The 21,153-nt window shown below is 66.6% G+C and carries 23 protein-coding genes; 7 read left to right on the top strand and 16 right to left on the bottom strand.

The genetic code is table 11. The annotated features are described in order from the left end of the window. Nucleotide 1: 1 nt before the first annotated feature. The 6 genes from FDA38_RS30950 to FDA38_RS30975 all read right to left on the bottom strand — a co-directional run bounded on the left by FDA38_RS30950 (nucleotide 2) and on the right by FDA38_RS30975 (nucleotide 4,793). Nucleotides 2-1,015: a DNA topoisomerase IB gene (locus FDA38_RS30950; protein WP_137257627.1), complete on the bottom strand. Its 1,014-nt coding sequence runs from the start codon at nucleotides 1,013-1,015 to the stop codon at nucleotides 2-4. Next, nucleotides 1,015-1,356, bottom strand: a complete 342-nt coding sequence (locus FDA38_RS30955; protein ID WP_137257628.1) for a PRC-barrel domain-containing protein — start codon at nucleotides 1,354-1,356, stop codon at nucleotides 1,015-1,017. Before FDA38_RS30955 ends, FDA38_RS30950 begins: the two co-directional genes overlap by 1 nt. Next, the gene (locus FDA38_RS30960; protein ID WP_137257629.1) at nucleotides 1,343-1,636 is read right to left on the bottom strand and encodes a hypothetical protein; all 294 of its coding nucleotides are present in this window, start codon (nucleotides 1,634-1,636) and stop codon (nucleotides 1,343-1,345) included. The genes FDA38_RS30955 and FDA38_RS30960 overlap by 14 nt, the downstream gene beginning before the upstream one ends. A 2-nt stretch (nucleotides 1,637-1,638) precedes the next feature. Continuing rightward, a complete protein-coding gene (locus FDA38_RS30965) occupies nucleotides 1,639-2,868 on the bottom strand; it encodes an NRAMP family divalent metal transporter (RefSeq protein ID WP_137257630.1) in 1,230 nt (409 codons plus the stop codon). Next, the gene (locus FDA38_RS30970) at nucleotides 2,865-3,296 is read right to left on the bottom strand and encodes a hypothetical protein (RefSeq protein WP_137257631.1); all 432 of its coding nucleotides are present in this window, start codon (nucleotides 3,294-3,296) and stop codon (nucleotides 2,865-2,867) included. The genes FDA38_RS30965 and FDA38_RS30970 overlap by 4 nt, the downstream gene beginning before the upstream one ends. Before the next feature lie 66 nt (nucleotides 3,297-3,362). Next, the gene (locus FDA38_RS30975; RefSeq protein WP_170989930.1) at nucleotides 3,363-4,793 is read right to left on the bottom strand and encodes a SpoIIE family protein phosphatase; all 1,431 of its coding nucleotides are present in this window, start codon (nucleotides 4,791-4,793) and stop codon (nucleotides 3,363-3,365) included. 130 nt (nucleotides 4,794-4,923) lie between these two features. On the opposite strand from FDA38_RS30975, the gene FDA38_RS30980 reads away from it, so the two are divergent. Genes FDA38_RS30980 through FDA38_RS30990 form a run of 3 tightly spaced genes read left to right on the top strand, consistent with a single transcriptional unit; the run spans nucleotide 4,924 to nucleotide 7,011 of the window. After that, entirely contained in the window at nucleotides 4,924-5,637 is a 714-nt protein-coding gene (locus FDA38_RS30980) for a GAF and ANTAR domain-containing protein (RefSeq protein WP_380091065.1), read from the top strand. Between the two features lie 25 nt (nucleotides 5,638-5,662). Beyond that, on the top strand, nucleotides 5,663-6,025 hold the full coding sequence (locus tag FDA38_RS30985; RefSeq protein WP_137257633.1) for a MerR family transcriptional regulator: 363 nt from the start codon (nucleotides 5,663-5,665) through the stop codon (nucleotides 6,023-6,025). Nucleotides 6,026-6,069: 44 nt separating this feature from the next. Beyond that, nucleotides 6,070-7,011 (top strand): aldo/keto reductase, encoded by a 942-nt coding sequence (locus FDA38_RS30990; protein WP_137257634.1) that lies wholly within the window; start codon nucleotides 6,070-6,072, stop codon nucleotides 7,009-7,011. Between the two features lie 4 nt (nucleotides 7,012-7,015). Here the strand turns inward: FDA38_RS30990 and FDA38_RS30995 are convergent, their stop codons facing one another. Continuing rightward, nucleotides 7,016-7,450 carry a MarR family winged helix-turn-helix transcriptional regulator gene (locus FDA38_RS30995; protein WP_137257635.1) on the bottom strand — a complete coding sequence of 145 codons (435 nt, stop codon included), beginning with the start codon at nucleotides 7,448-7,450 and terminating at the stop codon, nucleotides 7,016-7,018. Nucleotides 7,451-7,496: 46 nt separating this feature from the next. Between FDA38_RS30995 and FDA38_RS31000 the strand changes: the two genes are divergently transcribed. Continuing rightward, complete coding sequence (locus FDA38_RS31000) at nucleotides 7,497-8,900, top strand: MFS transporter (protein ID WP_137257636.1); 1,404 nt, start codon at nucleotides 7,497-7,499, stop codon at nucleotides 8,898-8,900. Here the strand turns inward: FDA38_RS31000 and FDA38_RS31005 are convergent. Together FDA38_RS31005 and FDA38_RS31010 are read right to left on the bottom strand one after the other, a co-directional pair. Beyond that, nucleotides 8,863-9,705 (bottom strand): alpha/beta fold hydrolase, encoded by an 843-nt coding sequence (locus FDA38_RS31005; protein WP_137257637.1) that lies wholly within the window; start codon nucleotides 9,703-9,705, stop codon nucleotides 8,863-8,865. The genes FDA38_RS31000 and FDA38_RS31005 overlap by 38 nt on opposite strands. Continuing rightward, entirely contained in the window at nucleotides 9,702-10,637 is a 936-nt protein-coding gene (locus tag FDA38_RS31010) for a patatin-like phospholipase family protein (protein WP_137257638.1), read from the bottom strand. The genes FDA38_RS31005 and FDA38_RS31010 overlap by 4 nt, the downstream gene beginning before the upstream one ends. A gap of 78 nt (nucleotides 10,638-10,715) precedes the next feature. Here FDA38_RS31010 and FDA38_RS31015 point away from each other — a divergent pair, with 78 nt between their 5' ends. Continuing rightward, entirely contained in the window at nucleotides 10,716-11,318 is a 603-nt protein-coding gene (locus tag FDA38_RS31015; protein ID WP_137257639.1) for a TetR/AcrR family transcriptional regulator, read from the top strand. 10 nt (nucleotides 11,319-11,328) lie between these two features. Then, nucleotides 11,329-11,700, top strand: coding sequence for a DUF1398 family protein (locus FDA38_RS31020; RefSeq protein ID WP_137257640.1), 372 nt, complete (start codon nucleotides 11,329-11,331; stop codon nucleotides 11,698-11,700). Here the strand turns inward: FDA38_RS31020 and FDA38_RS31025 are convergent, their stop codons facing one another. Continuing rightward, nucleotides 11,701-12,882, bottom strand: coding sequence for a protein kinase domain-containing protein (locus FDA38_RS31025; protein WP_233715019.1), 1,182 nt, complete (start codon nucleotides 12,880-12,882; stop codon nucleotides 11,701-11,703). A gap of 85 nt (nucleotides 12,883-12,967) precedes the next feature. On the opposite strand from FDA38_RS31025, the gene FDA38_RS31030 reads away from it, so the two are divergent. Further along, nucleotides 12,968-13,414 (top strand): SRPBCC domain-containing protein, encoded by a 447-nt coding sequence (locus tag FDA38_RS31030; RefSeq protein WP_137257641.1) that lies wholly within the window; start codon nucleotides 12,968-12,970, stop codon nucleotides 13,412-13,414. Here the strand turns inward: FDA38_RS31030 and FDA38_RS31035 are convergent. The 6 genes from FDA38_RS31035 to FDA38_RS31060 are packed head-to-tail and all read right to left on the bottom strand — an operon-like array spanning nucleotide 13,376 to nucleotide 21,151. After that, on the bottom strand, nucleotides 13,376-15,049 hold the full coding sequence (locus tag FDA38_RS31035; protein WP_137257642.1) for an alpha-amylase family protein: 1,674 nt from the start codon (nucleotides 15,047-15,049) through the stop codon (nucleotides 13,376-13,378). The genes FDA38_RS31030 and FDA38_RS31035 overlap by 39 nt on opposite strands. Nucleotides 15,050-15,093: 44 nt before the next feature. After that, nucleotides 15,094-16,026: a glycoside hydrolase family 43 protein gene (locus FDA38_RS31040; RefSeq protein WP_137257643.1), complete on the bottom strand. Its 933-nt coding sequence runs from the start codon at nucleotides 16,024-16,026 to the stop codon at nucleotides 15,094-15,096. A 4-nt stretch (nucleotides 16,027-16,030) separates the two neighbouring features. Continuing rightward, entirely contained in the window at nucleotides 16,031-17,443 is a 1,413-nt protein-coding gene (locus FDA38_RS31045) for an alpha-L-fucosidase (protein WP_137257644.1), read from the bottom strand. 28 nt (nucleotides 17,444-17,471) lie between these two features. Continuing rightward, nucleotides 17,472-19,160 carry a type 2 periplasmic-binding domain-containing protein gene (locus FDA38_RS31050; protein ID WP_137257645.1) on the bottom strand — a complete coding sequence of 563 codons (1,689 nt, stop codon included), beginning with the start codon at nucleotides 19,158-19,160 and terminating at the stop codon, nucleotides 17,472-17,474. 33 nt (nucleotides 19,161-19,193) lie between these two features. Beyond that, nucleotides 19,194-20,162, bottom strand: a complete 969-nt coding sequence (locus FDA38_RS31055; protein WP_233715020.1) for a carbohydrate ABC transporter permease — start codon at nucleotides 20,160-20,162, stop codon at nucleotides 19,194-19,196. Next, on the bottom strand, nucleotides 20,159-21,151 hold the full coding sequence (locus FDA38_RS31060; RefSeq protein WP_137257646.1) for an ABC transporter permease: 993 nt from the start codon (nucleotides 21,149-21,151) through the stop codon (nucleotides 20,159-20,161). The genes FDA38_RS31055 and FDA38_RS31060 overlap by 4 nt, the downstream gene beginning before the upstream one ends. Between the last annotated feature and the right edge of the window lie 2 nt (nucleotides 21,152-21,153).

Here is a 21,153-nt window from a genome sequence, read left to right on the forward strand (position 1 = left end):
GCTACCGCTTGTCCTCGTCCAGGATCCGGTTGACGGACCGTTCGACGGTCGCGCGGGTCTTGTCGTCGTCGAGATCGTCGCCGACCCGGTTGATCACCTTGGCGATCGTCCGGCCATGGGCGAACTGATCGATGATGCGAGGGTCGACGTACGAACTGCGGGCGACCGCTGGCGTGTTGCCGAGGTGCTCTGAGACCTCCGCGAGCATCTCCTTCACAGCAGTGTTGAGCGCGGCCTTCGTCGTCGGCGGGTCGGCGTCGGCCAGATCCACCGCGGCATGCACCGTGGCCGTCCAGGTCCGCAGGTCCTTCACCGTGTAGTCGTCGCCGACCAGCTCGTGGAACCTGTCGTTGACCATGCCGGCGTCGATCTCGTGGTAGCCCTCGTCGTCGCGGTACACCAGCAGCCGCGGGTTCTTGTGCCGACCGCGTTTCAGCGACCGAACAGCCTGCACCAGTCGATCATCGTCGAGCACGATCGTCCGCTCCTGCCCACCTTTCGCGACGAAGTCGAACACCACCTTCCCCTTGCTCACGCGGACGTCGTCACGCAGCAAAGTCGCCGCACCACGGCTGCCGTTCTCGTCGGCGTACTGCGTGTTCCCGGTGCGGAAGACGCCGTAGTCGAGCATCCGCAGCGCCACCGCCAGCACGCGCCGCCGGTCGAGACCCCGCGTGCGCAAGTCCTCGTCCACCGCCTCGCGGAACGCCGGCAACTTGCGTGCCAACTCACGCACCCGGTCGTGCTTGACGAGGTCCTGCGCCGTCCGCCAGTCGTCGTGGTACAGATACTGCCGCCGTCCCGCCTCGTCGGTACCCGTCGCCTGGATGTGCCCGTTCGGGTACGGGCAGATCCACACGTCCTCCCATGCGGGCGGGATCGCCAGCGTCCGGATCCGCTCCACTACGTCGACGTCCTTGATCGTCTTGCCGTCGAGATCGAGGTAGCTGAATCCAGTCCCGCGTCGCCGGCGACGGAATCCCGACTTGTCGACCTGACTCTTTCGCAGCCGCATCAGTACCGGGCCATTTCTTCCAGCGGACGGAGGTCGTCGCGCCGGCTCGTCGTGGTGACGGTGTTGTCGGTGATTGCTTCGACCTCGTTCCAGGGCAGGTACCAGACGCTGCCGAGTCGTGCATGGACCAGGCGGCGCAGGAGCTCGGGGCCGACGTGGCGCTCGTACCCGAACAGGCGCGTGGCGCGGTTCTCTACCACGATCAGGCCGTCGACCCGGAGCGCGCGCTGCATCGACATCAGCAACGGTCCGTCCTGGACCAGGCGTACGTCGGCGACACCGCCGATCTCGTTGCCGTCGGCATCGAACACTCGTCGTCCGAGCAGCTCATTCAGTCGCATCGCCGGCTCCGGGGATCTTGTCGATGACGTGGTGCTCGATCCAGTCGTCGTAGTAGTCCAGGTCGAGGCCGGCGGCCGAGATCGTCACCGCGGTCTCGATCTCGGCGATCCGCCCTGCCGGGATCTCGGCCCGGCCAGAGATCAACGCCGCCACCACCGGCGGGTCGGCATCGAGATCGAGCTCGACGTCGTCGACCTTGCCGGCCAGATGACCGTCGGCCTGGTCGATCAGCTGCCGGTCGAGCAGATGCAGCTGCGCATGCAGTACCCGTCCAGCCATCGTCACGCTCCTGCCTTCGTGATGATCATCAGTGGTATCGCGGCGACCGACGCGATCGTCAGCAACGCCAGGTAGAACAGCCCGAAGGCGTTGCGAACCCGGCCGTTCGTCTCCCGGCCGACGTAATCGGGGTCGTTCGCGACGATCAGGATCGGCAGGTACGTCAGCGGCAACGCCATCGCGGCGAACACCACGGAGTACTCCGTCACCTTCACCGGATCGACCGCGGTCAGCAGGGTCAGCACCGCCAGCACCAGGCACACGATGATCACCACGTGGAACCGCGACGCCTCCCGCGGCCGGACGAGCTTGCCCCACTGCCAACCGCGGTACTGCGCGATCGTGTACCCGCACGACAACGCGGTCTCGAGCGCCGCGCCGAACGTCGCCGCGAACATGCCGAGCAGCACGACCGCCAACCCGATCTTGCCAAAGGCAACGACCACCGGCAGCGCCACCTGCCCCAGCGTGCCGACCTGGATACCGGCCGGCAGGAAGAGCACCGCGGCACACCCCATGATCGACAGCGACAACAGCCCACCGAGCGGGAACCCGATGAACACATTGGTCCGCTCGGTCCCCAGGTCGCGGCGCGTCCACTTCTCCTCAACCCCTCCGGAGGAGAAGAAGAACACCTCGTACGGCGTCATCGCGGCGCCGAACAACGCGATCCCGTAGTACGCGTACGTCGCCCAGCCCTCGTGACCGATTGGATGCAGCCGGGTTGCCTGGTGCAACAACTGGCCCCAGTCCGGACCGAGCTTGAACAGCGCGATCGCGAATACGATCAGCAGCAGTCCGAGCAAGCCGAAGACCTGCTCCAGCCGGGAGAACTTGACCCGCCAGATCACCAGCCACACCGCGAACGCCGCCAGCGGCATCCACAGCAGGTAGCTGACCCCACTCGCCAGCTCGAACGCGAGCGCGACACCGCCGATCTCCGCGATCAACGTCAGCAGCGTCACCAGGAACGAGGCCACCAGTGCGAGCAGTCCCGTCCGCGGTCCGAGCCGCTCGCGGATGAGGTCGAACACCGGTCGCCCGGACATCGCCACGACCCGGCCGGACATCTCGGCGTACACGATGATCCCGATCACGCCGACGATGACGATCCAGGCCAGGTGCATGCCGAACCGCGCACCCACCAGGGCGTTGGTGACCAGGTCGCCGATATCGACGAACCCGCCGATCGCGGTCAGGATCCCGAGCGTGACCCCGAGGAGCTTCTTCATTTCGCCAGCTCCCCGACCCGCTCGAGGTCCTTGCTGGAGAGTCGAAGCGCCGGAAGTTGCCGTTCGGCCGCGGCCAGGTCGTTGTTCCCGAGCGCGATCCGGACCGCCGTCACCGCGGACACCGCATCGTCCAGCGTCGAGTTGACCTGTTCGTACAACCTGGCCGACTGCTCGGTCGACGGCTGCTGCGTCGAGAACGAGTCGGCCGTCTTCCCGAGGCTCTTCTCGGCGTCATCGACCATCCGACGGGCCGGCTGCGCCCAGAGCCGATGCGCCTGCAGTTGCTCGACGACCAGGCGGGTTGTATTCACCTCCGAGGCGGCGGTACGCGCTGTCTGTGCGGCGTTGTCGCGGAGCTTCTGATCGGGATCACCGCACCCGGCCAGAACCACCGCCGCCAGCACGCCGACTGCAATCCACCGCAGCACACGTCACCATCCGAGGTCCGATAGTCGTACGACGAGGCACCTGTACCCAGCCCCACGCGCGATCAGTCAGGCTGTGCGGTGCGGGAGCCTGGTCAGCGCGAGCACGTGCTCGGCCGGAGTACCGCGTAAGGCAACCAGTTCGAGGTTGCGGCCGCTGCGGCGGAGGGCGGCGGCGAGGACCTGGATGCCGGCGCTGGCCAGCTGGGTGACGCGGGACAGATCGACGGCCAGCGGGATGGTGGCATGGCGCGCCACCTCGCGCAGGATGCGGTCGAACCCGCGGGCGGTGGTGATGTCGATCGGCCCGCCGACCAGCAACGTCCCGTTCGCGACCTCCGCCGAGAATTCGGCCGGCTCCGTCGAGGGCATCACCTCCCCCACGACCTGGCTCGGCGCCTTCGTCAGCGCGGTTCGCGCCGTCACCGTCGTACCGGCATCGGTGCGATCGACCGACAGCGCGTCAACCGTCGAGCCGGCCAACGCCAGGCCACGTCCACGTCCGGACGCCGGTTCGCTGTTCTTCCACCGGCCCTCGTCCCGGACCGAGATCTCCAGCTCCCCGCTCGGCGCCAGTTCCGCGGCCAGCGTCATCGGACCTGGTGCGCTGTCGTAATAGGCGTGCTCGACGACGTTCGACATCAATTCGAGGACCGCGTTGTGGACCCCGATCACCAACACCAGCTCGGGATTCAGCGCGCGCAGCCAGGCCGCGAACTCGTCGCGGTACCGTCCCACAGTCGCCTTGACAGCAGGCCCGGTCCGCGTGAACGCAGGCACCGGAGTACGGCGGTGCGCGGCGAGCACCGTGATGTCGTCAGAGTGGCCGTTCAGCAGTTGCAGAACGTGCTCGGTGACCCGCTCGGCGGGCTGGCGTGATGCGCCACTTCCCGCCGCGGCAGCTCGCAGCAGGTCGGCAGTCGCCTGATCCGCGGTGCACTGAGGGCGCTCGATGATCCCGTCGGTGTACAGCAGGAGTACGTCGTCGACGTCGAGGTGCTCGGTGCAGACCTCGTACCCGCCGGGCGCGCCGAGCGGGGTGCCGCCGGAAGGTTCGACGTACCGAGCCTTGCCTGCCGCCGATCCGATCACCGGCGGCGGGTGACCGGCGGTGCAGTAGGTCAGATCCCCGGTAGCGGGATCCAGCACGGCGGCGCACGCCGTGGCAGCCTCCGCGCCTGGCACCCGCCTCGAGAACTTCTCCAGTCGGCCGATCGCGGTGGCCGGATCCGCGCCGTCCTGCAATGCCATCGCCAACGCTGCCCGCAGCCGATCCGTCACCCAGGATGCCCGGGCTCCGTGGCCGACGACGTCCCCGACCATCAGCGCGACCCGGTCGTCGTCGAGGACCACGGTGTCGAACCAGTCGCCACCCGCGCCTGCCCCGGTCTCCGCGAGGAGGTAGCGCGCGGACAGGTCAACACCCGGCAACACCGGCAACCGGGTCGGGGGCGGCGCCTCGTGCAACGTGTCGGCCGTCCGCCAGGCCTCTTCGTACATCCCCGACCTCCATCCGAGAGCGATCCCGGGCTGAGATCTACCTGTGCCCATTCCGGCGCGGTCGACTCACGGCGCAACAAACCGCCCGCGTCGCCTCGTTCCGGTTGAGGCTGAGGTGCATCATGGAGAGGTGGATGAGTTCGAACCTCAGTCCGCGCTGCGGGACCCCGACCAAGTCGCCGCGACGTTCGCCCGACTGGCTCTGGAGATGCATGACGCGGGCGGTGTGGATGAGACGGTTCAGGCCGTAGTGGAGTTCGCGCTGCAGGCCGTCGACTGTCAGTACGCCGGAGTCGCGCTTTACGCCAAGGGTGGAAACCCCGAGGTGCCGGCCGCGACCGATCCCACCGTGGCCGAGATCTACCGCTTCCAGATGGACGGCGAGATCGGTCCGCTGGTCGAGTGCATGCGCAGCCAGAGAACTGTCGTGGTGCCGGACACCACGTCGGAGGTGCGCTGGCCGGATTGGGCCAAGAAGGTCCTCAAGCTGGGAGTCCGGAGCGTTCTCGACGTACCGCTGCGGACGGCCGCGGGCACGGTCGGCGTGCTGGGTCTCTACAGCGTCGAGCCCGACGCCTTCGGACCGGACGCGGAGGCGGTCGCCCACATCCTGGCCCGGCACGCGTCGGTCGCCGTCGCGACCGCCCGCCGCGAGGAGAACCTCAACCTCGCGGTCGACGCCCGGAAGCTCGTCGGCCAGGCGATGGGGATCCTGATGGAGCGGTACGGGCTGGACGACGACCGCGCCTTCCAGGTCCTCAGGCGCTACTCGCAGCAGACCAACACCAAGCTCCACGACGTCGCCCGCCAGCTCATCGATACCCGCAGTCTCCCTCGATCCTGACCACCTGCGCGTCTAGGCTCGGTGCATGACTACGTACGGTCCGGCGGAGGCGGCTGAGCGGTCGGGGTTCAGCATCGACACGTTGCGCTACTACGAGCGCGAGGGCATCCTCCCGCCGGTGGCACGCAACTCGGGCGGCCGGCGGCAGTACTCCGACGACGATCTCGCGATGCTCGACTTCCTACGCTGCCTACGCGACACCGGCATGCCGATCGAACGACTCCGCCGCTACGGCGAACTCGCCCGCTCAGACGAAACCATGCCCGAACGCCTAGACCTGATCGAAGAACACACCAAGGTAGTCGAGTCCCGAATCGCCGAACTCCAGTCCCAGCGCACCCGCCTGGAAGAAAAAGCCGCCTGGTACCGGGAGCAGCTCGGTTCGTAAGCCGGCTTGACCTGGTGTGCGCTCCAGGTTGGATTGTCTTCGGTATGACTTCTCCTACCTCCCCGTTGGTGCTCGGCGCGATGATGTTCGGTACGGCGATCGACGAGGACACGTCGTTCGCGCTGCTGGACCGCTTCGTCGAGCGCGGTGGTGTCTGGATCGACACCGCCGACTGTTATGCGTTCTGGGCAACTGAAGACGGCCGCGGCGGCGCCAGCGAACGCGTCCTCGGCCGGTGGCTGGCCGCGCGCCCCGGCGTACGCGACCGGATCCGCATCGCCACCAAGGTCGGCGCGGAACCGCTGTGGGCGGGTTCGTGGCCGGATCAGCGCGCCGGCCTGAGCCGGCGAGCGATCCACGACGCGTTCGCCGGCAGCCTCGAGCGGCTCGGCATCGACCAGGTCGACCTGCTGTGGCTCCACCAGGAGGACCGCAGTACGCCGATCGAGGAAACCGTCGACGCCGTTGCCGAACTCAATGAAACCGGCCAGGTACGACGAATCGGCGCGTCCAACCACCCGGCCTGGCGCATCGAGCGCGCCCGCGCCCACGCCAAGTCCAAGGGCTTCGCGCCGATCGACGCGCTGCAGCTGAGCGCCACCTACCTCCAGGTCCGCCCCGGCACCCTGCCGGAGGACACCGCACACCCGTTCGGGCAACTCAGCAACGAGCAGCTCGACCACGCGCGGGAACACCGGATGGAGATCTGGGCCTACACCCCGCTCCTGGCCGGCGCGTACGACAACCCGGACAAGCAGATCCCCGAGGCGTACGACCATCTCGGCAGCACCCGTCGCCTCGCCGCCCTCGACCACGTCGCCCAGCAGACCGGCGCGACCCGCGGCCAGGTCGTCCTCGCCTGGTTGGTTGCCCAAGGCATCCGCCCGATGCTCGGCGGCAGCAAGCTCCACCAGCTGGAAGCAGCTCTGGACGCGACCGCGATGACCCTGACCGAGGATCAGCTCAAGCAACTCGACGTGCGCTGAGCCGTCAGCGGTTCGTGCGGAGAGTCTGGGCCAGCTCGTCGAGGGCCGGGAGCGCGTCGATGATCGTCTGCGCGGATGCTTCCGGGAGCTGGTCCAGGCACGCGCCGAGCGCCTCGGTGCGGAGCAGCTTGACGCGCTCGTGCAGCTGGCGGCCGGCGTCGGTCGCCTCGACCCGGACCGCCCGCAGGTCGTCCGGGTTCGGGTCGCGCTGGATCAGCCCGAGCTCGGTCAGCCGGCCCACCACCCGGGACAACATGGTCGGATTGAGCCCCTCGAGCTGAGCCAGTTCGGTCAGCCCGAGCGGGCCGCGGAACGTGATCAGGCCGAGCACGGACGCCTGGGTCGGCGTCAGGCCCTCATCGGTCGCCGTGGCGTTGAGCTCCCGCGCGAGCTTGGAGATCACGCCACGAAGCTTGCTCAACGTCTCGGTGTCGGTCATGTCACCCCTTTATTGCCTGCCAGCAAGCAATGTAGTCTGTTCATCGATGGAACCGTCGATTTCACCCTCAGTGATCACCGAGCCGGCACCGGACGAGCCACTGGCTCACCGGCGGCTGGTCTTCGGCATCGTCGCGATCGCGCTGCTGATGGCATCGATCGATCAGACCATAGTGGCGACGGCGCTGAATGCAATCCGCAGCGACCTGAATGCCGAGCTGACCTGGAGCGGTTGGACGATCACCGTCTACGCGCTCGGCCAGATCATCGTGATGCCGCTGGCCGGCCGCCTCGGCGACCAGTTCGGGCGGAAGAAGATCTTCCTCGGCGCGGCGGCGCTGTTCACGGTCGCGTCGCTGTGCTGCAGTCTCGCCGACAACATCTACCTGCTGGTCGTGTTCCGCGCGTTCCAGGCGATCGGCGGCGGCGCGTTCATGCCGACCGCGACCGGCATCGTCGCCGAACAGTTCGGCCGCGACCGCGACCGCGCGATCGGGATGTTCACCTCGATCTTCCCGATCGGCGGCATCATCGGCCCGATCATCGGCGGCATCATCGTCACGTACTGGTCCTGGCGCGAGATCTTCGTCGTGAACATCCCGATCGGCCTGCTGCTGATCGTGCTGGGCCTCAAGTTCATCCCGAGCAGCCCGCCGAAGGCCGCCTCCCGGATCGACGGGACCGGCGCCTTCCTGCTCGCCGTGACGATGCTCTTCGGCATGTACGGGATCAGCTCGCTCGGCAGCGCGGGCGCGGAGCCCACCGATCCGCTCTTCATCGTGTCGATGGTGATCGCGCTGGCGCTCGGCTTCCTGTTCGTCCGGCACGCGAACCGGCACGCGGCGCCGTTCATCCCCGTCAGCCTGCTGCGTGGCCGAGGCTTCGGGGCGATGAACACCATCAACTTCCTCTTCGGCGCAGCCATGCTCGGCTTCGGCGCACTCGTCCCCCTGTACGCCGAATCGCGGTACGGCATCCAGCCGCTCCAGGCCGGAACGCTGCTCACGGCACGAGCGGTCGGGATGATCTGCGTCGCGGGACTCGCGGTGTTCGCGCTGCGTCGTACCGGATATCGGGCGCCGATGATCGGCGGCTTCGTACTGGTCGCGGGTGGGATGACGCTGATGTCACTCGCCCCGCACGGCCTCACGCCGTACGCCTGGCTGGCCATGGCCGCGGGTATCACCGGTATCGGGATGGGGCTGTCGATCCCCGCGTCGAACAACGCCAGCCTGCAACTCGCGCCGGACCAGATCTCCGCGATCGCGGGCCTCCGCGGCATGTTCCGTCAGTCCGGCGGAATCGTCGCGGTCTCGATCACCACCACGATCCTCAACCACGCCAGCAACGCCGGTGCCTCTCAGGCCCACAGCTTCGTCGTCTTCGCGGCGATCCTGCTGCTGATGATCCCGATCACCTTCCTGGTCCCGGACCACCGCGGGACCTGGTGAAATCGACGATCAGCCGGGTCAGCTCCTCGGGCTGATCCTCCGGGATGAACGAGTAGGAATCGGCGACCGTGACCAGCGTTGCGTCGGGCAACGTTTTCGCCAGGCGTTCGAACAGTTGGGGCGCGAAGATGCGGTCGTCGGCGGCCTGGACGAGGAGGACCGGCTTGTCGAAGCTGGTCAGGGCCTCGGCCGCCGCGAGTGTGTAGTTGCTGTGGACGCCGGCGATGAACCGCTTGGCGTCGCGGCGGATCGCGGCGCTGTCACGGATCGGCTGTAGGTAGGAGTCGAGGATCGCGTCCGGGATACCTCGTTTGGCCAGCCGGCCGAAGGTGTTGGGCAGCCTTCGCACGACTCCGTACTGCAGCAACCGACTTGCAAGCCAGATCGACCCTGGCAGGCGGGCCAGCCTCGGCAGTTGGTCGAACGGCGCCGGGAAGAACTCCTCGAACGCGTCGCACGGCGTCAACACCACGCGGCCGATCCGCTCGGGATGGTTGGCCATGAGGATCTGGGTGAGCGCGCCGCCGGTGTCGTTGGCGACGACGGTCACGTCGGTGAGGTCGAGCTCGTCCAGGAAACTCGCGATCAGCTTCGCGACGCCGGACGGCGTCAGGTCGGAATCAGGTGCCATCGGCAACTGGTGCGCACCGAGCGGCCAGTTCGGCGCGATGCAGCGGAAGCCGGCCGCGGCGACCTCGGGCAGGACCTTCCGCCAGAGGCTCGCGTTCGCCAACAGGCCATGGACGAACACGACCACGGGTCCCGTGCCGCTTTCCTCATAGGTCACCCCACCGGCGGTCTTCACACCGACACCTCAAGTGATCCCGACAAGGCATCGAGCGCCGTACGCCGCCCGGTCTCGACGGCGGCCTTGAGCGGATCCGGCCGGCGCTCGGTGCGTCCGATGCTCACGCTCCCGACCGGCGGACGCACCTGAATCGTCGCCGGGTGCGACGTCAGCAACCGCTCCTCCTCCGCCCGGATCTCGACGCGATGCAGCCAAGGCTCGAGCGCGCCCGGCGCGTGGCGGGTGAACCAGCGCGTCATCACCACCCGCTCCGCGCGCGACGGCGGCGACTGCGTCTCGTCGAGCCGACGGGTGCGGAAGGCAACGATATGCGTGGCACCCTGGGCGAGCGCAGTACGCACGGGTGTGCCCTCGCTGACCCCGGCATCGACGTACGGCGTTCCGTCGATCACCACCGGCGGTCCGGCGAGCAGCGGCATCGCGGCCGACGCACGCAATGCTGTCTGCAGACTCGCCTGATCGTGGATGTGCGGATGCAGGTCGATCGGCTGCCCGGTGATGGCATCGGTCGCGATCGGATGGATGCCGACGGGGTTGTCGAGGACCTCCTGGAATCCCATCGGCATGATCTCGGTGTAGACCTTCTGCACGAGATAGCTGGTGTCGACCACCGGCTGGCGGCGCAGGATGCGTCTCGGGTTGATGGTCGTGCCCATGATCGTCCGGTCCCACCAGGCGTGCTTGGTGCTGTCGGCGCGACCGCAGAGCAGCCAGGCCGCGTTCAGCGCACCGGCGGAGCTGCCGTAGACGGCGTCGAAGAACGGCAACAGCCCGAGCTGCTCGATCGCGACGGTCATGCCGCTGGAGTACGCACCGCGTGAGCTTCCGCCCTCGATCAGCAGCACCAGGCGCGCGCCATCCTGGCGATGCCCCGGTGCACTCCCCTGCTTCCGGCGATCGCGCAGCAACTGGATCACAGACTCGGTCACCAGTCCTTTATACATCGTTCTGTATCAGCGTTACGAATAGGCGTTCCAGAACGTCGTACGGCGTGCTACGGTCGGCGCGTGCCCCGGGTGAAACAACGGACCGAAGCGCTGCACGAGCGCGGTCTGGCGAGCGCTCTCGCCGTACTCGACGAAGCGGGCACCGCCGGTCTGACCACCAGGAACGTCGCGCTCCGGGCGAATGCGTCGGTGCCCGCGATCTACGAGGTCTTCGGCGACAAGGCCGGGATCGTCCGAGAGATCTTCTTCGAGGGCTTCCGGCAGCTGGCGGACGAGTTGGGCGCCCTTCCCCGGCAGGCCGACCCGCTGGAGGCGCTCCGACGGCTCGCCGAAGCCTTCCGCCAGTTCATCCTCACGCGTCCGATGCTCGCCGAGGTGATGTTCTCCCGCCCCTTCGCCGACTTCGACCCGACGAAGGACGAGGCACGGGCCGGCGCGAAAGTACGCAAGATCTTCGTGCAACACGTCCGCGACGCCGTCACCGCGGGTGCGCTGGAAGGCGATCCCACGGACATCGCCCTCATCTTGTTCACCTTCGTCGAAGGCCTGGCCGCCGCCGAGAACGCCCACCGCCTCGGCACCTCCAAACAGTCCACCAACCGCCGCTTCCGGCTTGGAGTAAACACCCTCCTGGCCGGCTTCACCACCACCGATCGACGATGAGAGGTGAGCCATGTTCACGATCGATCAGATCAACGAAATCCATGACACGCTCGGCAAGGCGACGACGCTGCCTGCCTACCTGAATGCGTTGAAGGCCATCGGAGTCGTTGAGTCCGTCTCGTTCGTCACGGACGGCCACACCGAGCACCTTGGCGCGGATGGTTACGTCGTCTCGACTCCTCCGGCTCACCAGACATTCACGATCGCCGAGGTGAGCGATCGGAGGCTGCTGACCGAAGCCCTCAAGGAAACCAACTACGAGAAGATGTCGAAGGCGCTCGCCGACAGCGGCATCGAGAAGTGGATCTTCGACACCCACGCCCTGACGATCGCCTACCTCGACAAAGCCGCCAACGTGCTCCTGAAAGAGGACGTCAGGTAGTCAGGGCTTGGGTTTCTTCGTGTTCTGCTTGGTCTTGGGTGGCTTTCCGTGCGTGTTCGGTTGGACGGGTTTCACCTGCGCTCGTGGTGTGGCCGTGTGCGGCGGAGCGGGAGGGTTGGGCCGGATCGTCGTGGTGCGGACCGCTGTCGGGGCCGGTGACGACTTCGGCTTGGTTGGGACCGAGGGAGTCGTACTCGTCGGGTTGTTGCTGGGGGCAAGGTTATTGGTCGGCGGGAGCTCGGGAGATCTGGTGGCGAGGACGGTGCCGACCCCGGCCGCGAGAACGACCGCCGCGATCGCGCCGATCAGAGCGGGTTTCGCGGGCTTTCGACGTACTGGAGGCGTCACCAGTTTCGGCGTTGTGAGGGACGGCGGCACCGCGCCGTCCGCGAGCTCGGCGGCGGTCGGCCGGTGGGAAGGATCCTTCGCCAGCATCCAGAGAACCAGCTCATCGACGTCGCCGGGAAGGTCACGCCGGATCTCGCTCGGCGGCGCCGGCTCCCGCTGGACGTGCTGGAACATGACCGACGCCGGGTTCTCGCCCAGGAACGGCGGATGCCCGGTCACGAGTTGGTAGAACACACATCCGAGCGCATAGATGTCGGACGGAGGCTCGGCGGGCTTGCCCAGAGCGCGTTCCGGCGACAGGAAGTGGCTCGTGCCGACCAGTTGCCCGGCTGCGGTCAGGGTCGTCGGCGTGTCATGGAGGAACCGGACGATGCCGAAGTCCGCGACCTTGACCGTGCCGTCGCCGGTGAGCAACAGGTTGTCCGGCTTGATGTCGCGATGCACGATCCCCTCGCGATGAGCGGCCGCGAGACCGGCCGCAGCCTGCCGGATGATCGACCCGGCGCGGTCAGGGCAGAACGGTCCTGAACACCTGAGTACCTCACCCACGGTATGCCCGTCGACCAGCTCCATCGCCAGGTAGAAGCGGTCCTCGTACTCACCGAAGTCGTAGGCGGCGACCACATGCGGATCGGACAACTGCGCGATCGCTCGCGCCTCACGCAAGAAGCGCTCCGACGCGGCAAGCGTCCCCGGGACGGGCAACATCACCTTCACGGCGACCTCGCGGCCCAGCAGGAGATCGTGTGCGCGATACACCTCGCCCATCCCGCCACGACCGATGACCGCTTCAGTTCGGTACCTGTCCGCGATCAACTCCCCTGCTCGCCTCACCACGGACCGGTACCCAGGTGCAATCGTTCCGGCAAGTTGCCCAAGGCCCACGAGTGCCATTGGCGCGGATGGGCACTGGTGAAGCATGGCGCAGACAACGCACGCAGGACCGGCAACGCGGGCGCCACAGCTCAGGTACGTCAGAACGCTGAATTGTGCGGCGGACCGCCTGTGGAACCTGATCACAACCCCCGACCTTCTCAGCGGCTGGCTCGGCTCGACGGTGCTGAGCGACACGCAGTACGGCGGGTTCCTGGTCGCGACCGGTCCGCGGACCCAGCAGACCGGCATCGTGACCACCTGTGAGCCGCCGCACTATTTCCAGGCTGCCTTCAACGACCCGCCGCACCACCCGACCACGGTCCTGGTGGACGTGGTCCCGGCACAGGACGGATCCCACCTGATCCTTACCCAGGCCGGCATCCATGCCAGCCGGGTGGCCGACTACGACACGTTCTGGACCGCTGCTCTGGACCGTCTCGAGCGGGCTGCTTCAGATCAGGTAGCGGTCTCCAGGGCCGACGATGCGTAGCCAGCGGGATGCATACGGTTCCAGTTGCAGCGTCAACGAGCCGTTCTCGGCGAGTTCGGTGGAGCCGTCGCGGAGCAGATCGACCGCACGCAGTCCGACGCCCGAACCGGCGACACCGAGCGTCACCTCGGTGGCCTCCGCGCCGAAGTTGTGCGCGGTGACGATCGCGCCGTCCTCGTACTCCGAGCGGTGCGCCATGACGGCCGGTGCGTTGTGCTCGAGGATCGTGCACTCGCCCCACGACAGCTCCGGGCACTCGCGGTACCGCCGTACGAGCAGCTTGATCCAATTCAGCAACGAGTCCGGGTCACGGCGTTGCGCAGCCACATTGACGTGCTCGGGACCGAACTCGCCCTCGGTGACCGGTGCCGTGAGGTGTTCGGGATCGGCCGTGGAGAAGCCGCCGTTCGGACCGGTCGTCCACTGCATCGGCGAACGGACGGCGCCCCGGCCTTCGATCGCGAGGTTCTCGCCCATTCCGATCTCCTCGCCGTAGAACAGCACCGGCGTACCGGGCAGGGAGAACAGCAGGCTGTAGACCATCTTGAGCCGCGCCTGGTCGTTGCCCAGCATCGGCGGCAGGCGGCGACGCAGACCACGCCCGTAGAGCTGCATCTCCTTCTCCGGACCGAACGCGTCGAACACCTCTTGACGCTCGTCGTCGGACAGCTTGTCCAGGGTCAGCTCGTCGTGGTTGCGCACGAACGTCCCCCACTGGCTCTCCTCGGTGGTCGCAGGACGTTGCCGCAGCGATTTCACCAACTCGGCCGGATCGTTGCGCGCCAGCGAGAGGTACATCCGCTGCATCCCGATGAAGTCGAAGCACATCGTGAGCTCGTCGCCGTCCTCGTCACCGAAGAACCGGCGTACGTCGGGATACGGCAGGTTCACCTCACCGAGCAGCATCGCCTGCCCGTGCCGACGATCCAGGAACGCCCGCAGATCACGCAGGTAATCGTGCGGATCCGGCAGGTTGCCGGCGTCCTCGGCGCCGGTCGTGTCGAGCAGGAACGGTACGGCGTCCACCCGGAAACCGGACAAGCCGAGCTGTAGCCAGAAACCCATCACCCGCTGGATCTCCTCGCGCACCTCGGCGTTCGCGATGTCGAGATCCGGCTGGTACTTGTAGAAGCGGTGCAGGTAGTACTGGCCCGCCTCGTCGTCGTACTGCCACAGGCTCGTCTCCTGGTCCGGGAACACGATGCCCTCGTGCTGATCCGCCGGCGGCTCGTCCCGCCAGACATACCAACCCCGGTACGGCGACTGCCGCGAAGCGCGGGCGCTCTGGAACCACGGGTGCGCGTTCGAGGTGTGGTTGACGACCAGGTCCGCGATCACCCGGATCCCCCGATCGCCCGCGAGCGTGATCAGCTCAACCAGATCACCGTGCGTCCCCAGCCGCGGATCGACACCGTAGAAGTCGGTGATGTCGTACCCGTCGTCGCGATCCGGACTCGGATAGAACGGCATCAGCCACAGGCAGGTCACCCCCAGATCGGCCAGATGATCGATCCGCTGACCAACCCCGCGCAGATCCCCGCACCCGTCCCCGTTCGTGTCGAAGAACGTCTCGACATCAAGGCAGTAGACCACCGCGTTCTTCCACCAAATATCAGCCGTCTCCGTCAGTCGCATGCCTCCGGGTGCCCACGCCACGACGCGGGTACACCCGGCAAACGTCACGGCCAGGCGGTGCTGAGTCGCTCGTACTCTTCTGCGGTGACCGGGAGCACGACACCGTGGCAGGGATCGTCCGGCAGGCGATGGTCGGTGGAGGGTGTCCACGCTCCGCCGGCGAGATCGGTCGTCTCGAACGGGACATACCGGCGTACCGCCGTGAACTCGTCGATCCAGAGGTACCACTTGTCCTCGGTGTTCGACTTGTAGACCAGCGGCCCCTCTCCCTGAACGATGGCACCCAGGCCGATCCCTTCGGCGAGCGGTGTCCATTCGGCTGCCGTCAGCGAGGTGGACGTCTCAGAGAAGACGGACTTCCCGAGCGGTACGTCGCCGCTGCGGCCGCGTTCGTCCTTCAGGAAGCGGTAGTAGACGCCGTCGTGCTCGATCACCGTGGCATCGATGGTCTGCCAGCCGCGGTCGATCCACACCCGTGGCTCGGAGAACTCGCGGAAGTCGCGGGTGGTGGCGTACATGATCCGGTTGTAGCTCTCGCCCTCGTGCTCCGCGTTGTCGTAGGGCGTCGAGGACCAATGCACGAGGTACGCATCCTGCTCGGGATCCCAGATCGCCTCCGGAGCCCAGGTGTTGCCGGCCTCGGGCGGCGCAACTTCGACGAGCCGACCGTCATCCCAGTTCACCAGATCGGGCGACTCCCAGACCATGATCGAGCGGCTTCCCCGACGCTGGTGCCGATCCCAATCCAGACTGAGGTACAGGCGCAGGTCGGTCGCGATCAGGTAGAACCGGTCCGCGGACCGGACGATGTGCGGGTCGCGCACGCCGCCTTCGCCCAAACCGGAGTACAGCACCGGCTTGCCGCCGTTGAGGTCGTGGAAGTGGAGCGGATCGTTGCCGTCGCTCAGCGCGAAGTAGATCTGCTCGCCGTCGATCGATTCGCGCTTGAAATGGACGTACAGGTAGCCCGCGTACATCCGATCAGCCGACCTGGATGGCGAGGCAGTTGGCGGTTTCGAGTGGGGGTGTTTCGGGGAGTTCGACGACCAGGATGCCTTGGGCTTGGGTGAAGGGGACGGGGCCGTGGCCGTGGCCGAGGAGGCGTACGGCGGTGACTGATTCGGCGGTAAGGCTGCGGATGATGGCGCGGTGGTCGGACGGCCAGGTGAGTCGGAAGGCGTAGATGGTGTTGTCGCGGCGGGTGAAGCGGTAGTCGGAGCTTGTCCAGCGCACCCGGTCCTCGGTGAAACCGTCGATGATCACGCTTGATGGTCCTTCGCCGAACACGTCGAAGGGTCGGGTGCCGTAGATGCCTTCGCCGCAGACCTTCGTCCAGGCGCCGAGGTCGTCGAGGAGTTGGGTGCATTCGAGGTCGAGGCTGCCGTCCGGCTGTTGTGGCACGTTGAGCAGGAGGTTGCCGTTCTTCGACACGATGTCTACGAGCAGCTCGATCACGTGGCCGGCCGTCTTGTAGACGTCGCGAACGTTGTAGAACCAGTCGCCGACCGACGTGTCGGTCTGCCAGGGCCGCGGCTGGATGCCAGGCGTCTGGCTCCGTTCGATGTCCATCATCCCGACCGCGCTCACCTCGGGCCGGCGATCCTTCTGCTGATAGACCGCCCGGTTCGTGCCATGGAGCCGCGCGCTGGTGTTGTACAGATGCGACACCGCCCGCAGCCCAGGCTCGTACGTCGCCTCGCCGAACGGCAGCGGCCCGTCGGAGTACAGCAGGTCGGGCTGGTACCGGTCGATCATCTCGGTCACGGCCTCGAGCCAGTGCCGGTGCCACGCCGGATCGTCGCTGTACCAAGGATCCGGTACGTCGACGTCCTGCAGGTAGCGGCTGTTGTCGAGGTACAGATCACGGCTGGCCGGATCGTTCCCGTCGTACGGCCCGAACCGATCGCTGCCCTTGTTGACCGACATCCACGTGAGCGCCGCGCCGAGGTGCTCCGTGATGCCGAACGGCAGCCCGCGCTCGTCCGCGGCCGCCTTCCATAGCGCAAGAATGTCCTTGCCCGGGCCGACCTTGACCGAGTTCCAGCGGTGGATGGCCGACTCGTAGTTGAAGAAGTTGTCGTGGTGCACGGCCTGCGCGACGAAGTACCGCGCGCCGGCCGCGACGAACCGGTCCATCAGATCCTGCGGATCGAACTTCTCGGCCTTCCACAGCGGTACGACGTCCTTGTACCCGAACTCCGACGGGTGCCCGTAGGTCCGCAGGTGGTAGAGGTACTGAGCGGTGCCCTCCCGGTACATGTTGCGCGCGTACCAGTCGCCGTACCGCGGCACCGACTGAGGACCCCAGTGCGACCAGATGCCGAGCTTCGCATCCCGGAACCAGTCCGGGCATTCGAACGTGCTCAAGGACTCGAAAGTTGCGTCGAACGGCACTGGTCGCTCCTCGTCGGTTTGCCGGGGACTACTTGTTGGGCATCTTGTCGTAGGCGGTCTGCTGGATCTCGAGGTACCGCTTCAGCCCGAGACCGTCGAGACCCTTGACGTAGGCGTCCCAGTCGGTGTCGATGTTCTTCGAGCCGGTGACGAACTGCAGCGCGTTCTGCTGCACGTAGTTGTCGATGTTCGTCTGCAGCGTCGCGACCTCGTTCGCCTGGGCCGGGTCGATCCACACCTTCCAGTACGGGTAGATCTTGGCCTTGTCCTCGTGGCCCGCGTACAGCTTGGTCGCGTCGAACAGCCGGCGCTCGTACCCGGCCTGCGAGTAGATGTCGGTGCCGATCGCCTCGGAGTTCCGGAAGTGGGCGGTGTTGTTGTACTGTGCCAGCGCGCCCCAGCCGGAGTTCGGCGGCTTCGACCCGACCTTCTGCGGGATCTGCTTGAACACCGGCTTCAGCGACTTGTCCAGCGCGACGTCGCCACTGCCCGGCTTGGTCCAGGTCTTGCCCTCGGTGCCGAACTGGCCGTTGATCTGGCCCTCGTCGGTGAAGATGTAGTCGAGCAGCTTGATCGCCTGGATCTGCTCCTCCTGCGTGGCCTTCGAGGTCAGCACGAAGGTCGCGCCGGGTGCGCTCGGGAAGTTGTAGCCGGTGAAGTTCGCACCGTCCGGGCCGGTGAGCGGCGGCACCGCGTCGTACTGCTTGTCGCGGCCGTCGGGAGAGCCGGTGGTGACGAAGATGCCGGGGTGCAGGACCGTCGCGGATCCGAGCACGACGGTGCCGGCGTGGTTGCCCTGCTGCTGCAGCGCGTCAGGGTTCTGGGTGAACGCGCCCTTGTCGATCAGGCCTTCCTTGTACAGCGAGTTCAGGTACTTGAGGCCTGCTCGCCAGCCGTCCTTGTTGGCCTGGACGTCGACCTTGCCGTCGTTGAGCACCAGGGTCGAGTTGTTGTTGCCGCTGGTGCCCTGCGGGTCGTAGATGAACGCGTTCATGAAGTACGGGATGAGTACGTCGCGGACGTCGGCGCTGAGCGGGATCTCGTCGGCCTTACCGTTGCCGTTCGGGTCCTGGGTCTTGAACGCCTCGAGGACCTTGCGCATGTCCTCGGTCGTCTTCGGCTGCTGCAGACCGAGCTTCTTCAGCCAGGCGGAGTTCATCCACAACTTGTCCTGGTACGTGCAGTGGAAGCAGTCGACCCACTGCGGTATCCCGTAGATCTTCCCGTCCGGCGCGGTGGCCATCGCCTTCCACTCCGGGGTGGAATCCAGCGCCTTCTTGACGTTCGGCGCGTACTGGTCGATCAGCTGGTTCAGCGGTACGACGACACCCTGGTTCGACAGCTTGAGCAGGTCGGTCTGGGTGAACTGGTCGACCCACGGGATCAGCAGGTACAGGTCGGGGTAGTCACCGCTGGCCAGCGAGATCTGCCGCTTCTCCTTGGCCGGTCCGCCGTCGAACGTGGTGTTCTGCCACTTGATGGTCAGGTTGAACTTGTCCTTCACCACCTTGGTGAAGTCGTTCGTGGCCAGGTTCCAGTCGGCCGACTGCGGCGCGAAGACGTCCAGCGTGAGCGCGGGATTCCCGGTGATCGTGGGCAACGGCTTGCCCTGAGTGTCGTCCGAGCCGCCGCCTCCTGAACAGGCCGCAAGCGCGAGCGCCAGGAGACTGATGCCGGCGACCGCGGCGCGCCTCCGCCTACTGAGTTTTACAGACATAGGTCCCTCACAGGGTCGAGGTGAAGCAGGAGATCAGCCCTTCACAGCGCCGATCAGGATTCCCTTGGTGAAATAGCGGGCGACGAACGGATAGATCAGCAGGACCGGAACGCTCGCGACGACGATCAGCGAGTACTTGAGCAGGTCGGCCAGTTGCTGGCGCTGGATGACGACGGATGCGTCGACCGCGCCGCCACCGGTGGTGTTGAGGATCAGGATGTTCCGCAGTACCAGCTGCAACGGGAACAGATCCGGGTTCTTCAGGTATATCAGCGCGTCGAAGTACGAGTTCCACTGCATGATCGCGTACATCAACGCGACCACCGCGATCATCGGTTTGGCCAGCGGGATCACCACCGACCACAGGAACCGCAGGTCACCGCAGCCGTCCAGCTCGGCGGCCTCGACCAGCTCCTCGGGGATCGCGGTCCGGAAGTACGTACGGGCGATGATGACCTGCCAGACCCCGATCGCCTGCGGGATGATCAGCGCCCACCGGGTATCGAGCAGCCCGACCGACTGCACCACCAGGTACGTCGGGATGAGGCCGCCGGTGAACAGCATCGTGAACAGGATCGCGGTCATCACGACGTTGCGGCCGACCAGGGTACGACGCGACATCGGGTAGGCGATCGCGACCGTCATCGTGACGCTGACGATCGTGCCGACGACCGTGTAGAACAACGAGTTCACGTACCCCTGGACGATCTGCGGGTTCTCGAAGACCGCGTGGTAGCCCCGCAAGGAGAACTCGACCGGCCAGAACAGCACCCGTCCGGACGACACCGCCTCGGGGCTGCTGAACGAGCTGGCCACGATGTACAGCAGCGGCGCGAGCACGACCGCGAGGAAGACCGCGAGCAGCAGGTAGACGCAGAACAAGAAGATCCGGTCGGTGCGCGACTCACGGATCCGGCGCGCCTTCGCGGCCCGGCGTTCGGTCCGCTTGGTCGGCTTGGTGGGCAGTGCGTCTACCGGCGGCATTTCGGTTCGGGTAGTCATGACCACAGTCCATTTCCGGTGATCCGCTTGGCGATGGTGTTGACCATCAGCAGCAGCGCCAGGTTGATGACCGAGTTGAACAGGCCGACCGCGGTCGCGCCGCTGAAGTCGGCGTTCAGCAGGCCGGTCTTGTAGACGTAGGTGGCGATGATCTCGGACTGGCTGAGATTGAGCGGGTTCTGCAGCAGGAACGCCTTCTCGAACCCGATCGCCATGATGTTGCCGACAGCAAGGACCAGGATGATCACCGCGGTCGGCATGATGCCCGGCAGGTCCACGTGCAGGATCCGCCGCAGCCGGCCGGCGCCGTCCACCTTGGCCGCCTCGTGCAGCGCCGGGTCGATCCCGGCGAGTGCCGCGAGGTAGATGACCGCGGAGTACCCGGTGGTCTGCCAGACGTCGGACCAGACGTAGATGTGCCGGAAGTAGTCCGGGTTGCCGAGGAAGTCGATCGACGGTACGCCGAAGAACCCGAGCCCCTCGTTGACGATGCCGAGTCGCGGCGACAGCACCAGGATCGTCATCGACACGACCACCACGGTCGAGATGAAGTACGGCGCGTACGTGACCAGCTGGACGCTCCGCTTGAAGATGCCGTTGCGGACCTCGTTCAGCGCGAGCGCGAGGATGATCGCGATCGGGAAGCTGGCCGCGACGGTGTAGAGCGACAGTACGAAGGTGTTCTTCACCAGGGTCCAGAACACCGGGTTGTGGAAGAACAGGTCGAAGTTCTGCCAGCCCACCCACGGGCTTCCCCAGATGCCCTTGATCACGTTGTAGCTCTTGAACGCGAGCACCGCGTTCGACATCGGGATGTACTTGAACACCACGAACCAGACCAGCGGCACGACCATCAACAGGTAGAGGGTCCAATGCCGGCGCAGACTTCGGCGCAGCCCCTTGATCCCGGGCCGGTCTCGTCGCCCGCGACGACTTGGCCGCACCGGTGTCTGACCGGCCGGCGGCTGGATAGTTGTCAGGCTTGCCATGA

It is taken from the genome of Kribbella jiaozuonensis (assembly GCF_005233875.1).
In the GTDB taxonomy this organism is placed as follows: domain Bacteria; phylum Actinomycetota; class Actinomycetes; order Propionibacteriales; family Kribbellaceae; genus Kribbella; species Kribbella jiaozuonensis.

Bases quoted from the DNA above. Each gene is read 5' to 3' on its own strand.
- FDA38_RS31060 (WP_137257646.1), bottom strand. From the start codon at position 21,151: ATGGCAAGCCTGACAACTATCCAGCCGCCGGCCGGTCAGACACCGGTG.
- FDA38_RS31000 (WP_137257636.1), top strand. From the start codon at position 7,497: ATGGAACCGTCGATTTCACCCTCAGTGATCACCGAGCCGGCACCGGAC.
- FDA38_RS31020 (WP_137257640.1), top strand. From the start codon at position 11,329: ATGTTCACGATCGATCAGATCAACGAAATCCATGACACGCTCGGCAAG.
- FDA38_RS31050 (WP_137257645.1), bottom strand. From the start codon at position 19,160: ATGTCTGTAAAACTCAGTAGGCGGAGGCGCGCCGCGGTCGCCGGCATC.
- FDA38_RS30975 (WP_170989930.1), bottom strand. From the start codon at position 4,793: ATGTACGAAGAGGCCTGGCGGACGGCCGACACGTTGCACGAGGCGCCG.
- FDA38_RS30990 (WP_137257634.1), top strand. From the start codon at position 6,070: ATGACTTCTCCTACCTCCCCGTTGGTGCTCGGCGCGATGATGTTCGGT.
- FDA38_RS30950 (WP_137257627.1), bottom strand. From the start codon at position 1,015: ATGCGGCTGCGAAAGAGTCAGGTCGACAAGTCGGGATTCCGTCGCCGG.
- FDA38_RS31030 (WP_137257641.1), top strand. From the start codon at position 12,968: ATGGCGCAGACAACGCACGCAGGACCGGCAACGCGGGCGCCACAGCTC.
- FDA38_RS31055 (WP_233715020.1), bottom strand. From the start codon at position 20,162: ATGACTACCCGAACCGAAATGCCGCCGGTAGACGCACTGCCCACCAAG.
- FDA38_RS31040 (WP_137257643.1), bottom strand. From the start codon at position 16,026: ATGTACGCGGGCTACCTGTACGTCCATTTCAAGCGCGAATCGATCGAC.
- FDA38_RS30960 (WP_137257629.1), bottom strand. From the start codon at position 1,636: ATGGCTGGACGGGTACTGCATGCGCAGCTGCATCTGCTCGACCGGCAG.
- FDA38_RS30995 (WP_137257635.1), bottom strand. From the start codon at position 7,450: ATGACCGACACCGAGACGTTGAGCAAGCTTCGTGGCGTGATCTCCAAG.
- FDA38_RS30955 (WP_137257628.1), bottom strand. From the start codon at position 1,356: ATGCGACTGAATGAGCTGCTCGGACGACGAGTGTTCGATGCCGACGGC.
- FDA38_RS30985 (WP_137257633.1), top strand. From the start codon at position 5,663: ATGACTACGTACGGTCCGGCGGAGGCGGCTGAGCGGTCGGGGTTCAGC.
- FDA38_RS31035 (WP_137257642.1), bottom strand. From the start codon at position 15,049: ATGCGACTGACGGAGACGGCTGATATTTGGTGGAAGAACGCGGTGGTC.
- FDA38_RS30965 (WP_137257630.1), bottom strand. From the start codon at position 2,868: ATGAAGAAGCTCCTCGGGGTCACGCTCGGGATCCTGACCGCGATCGGC.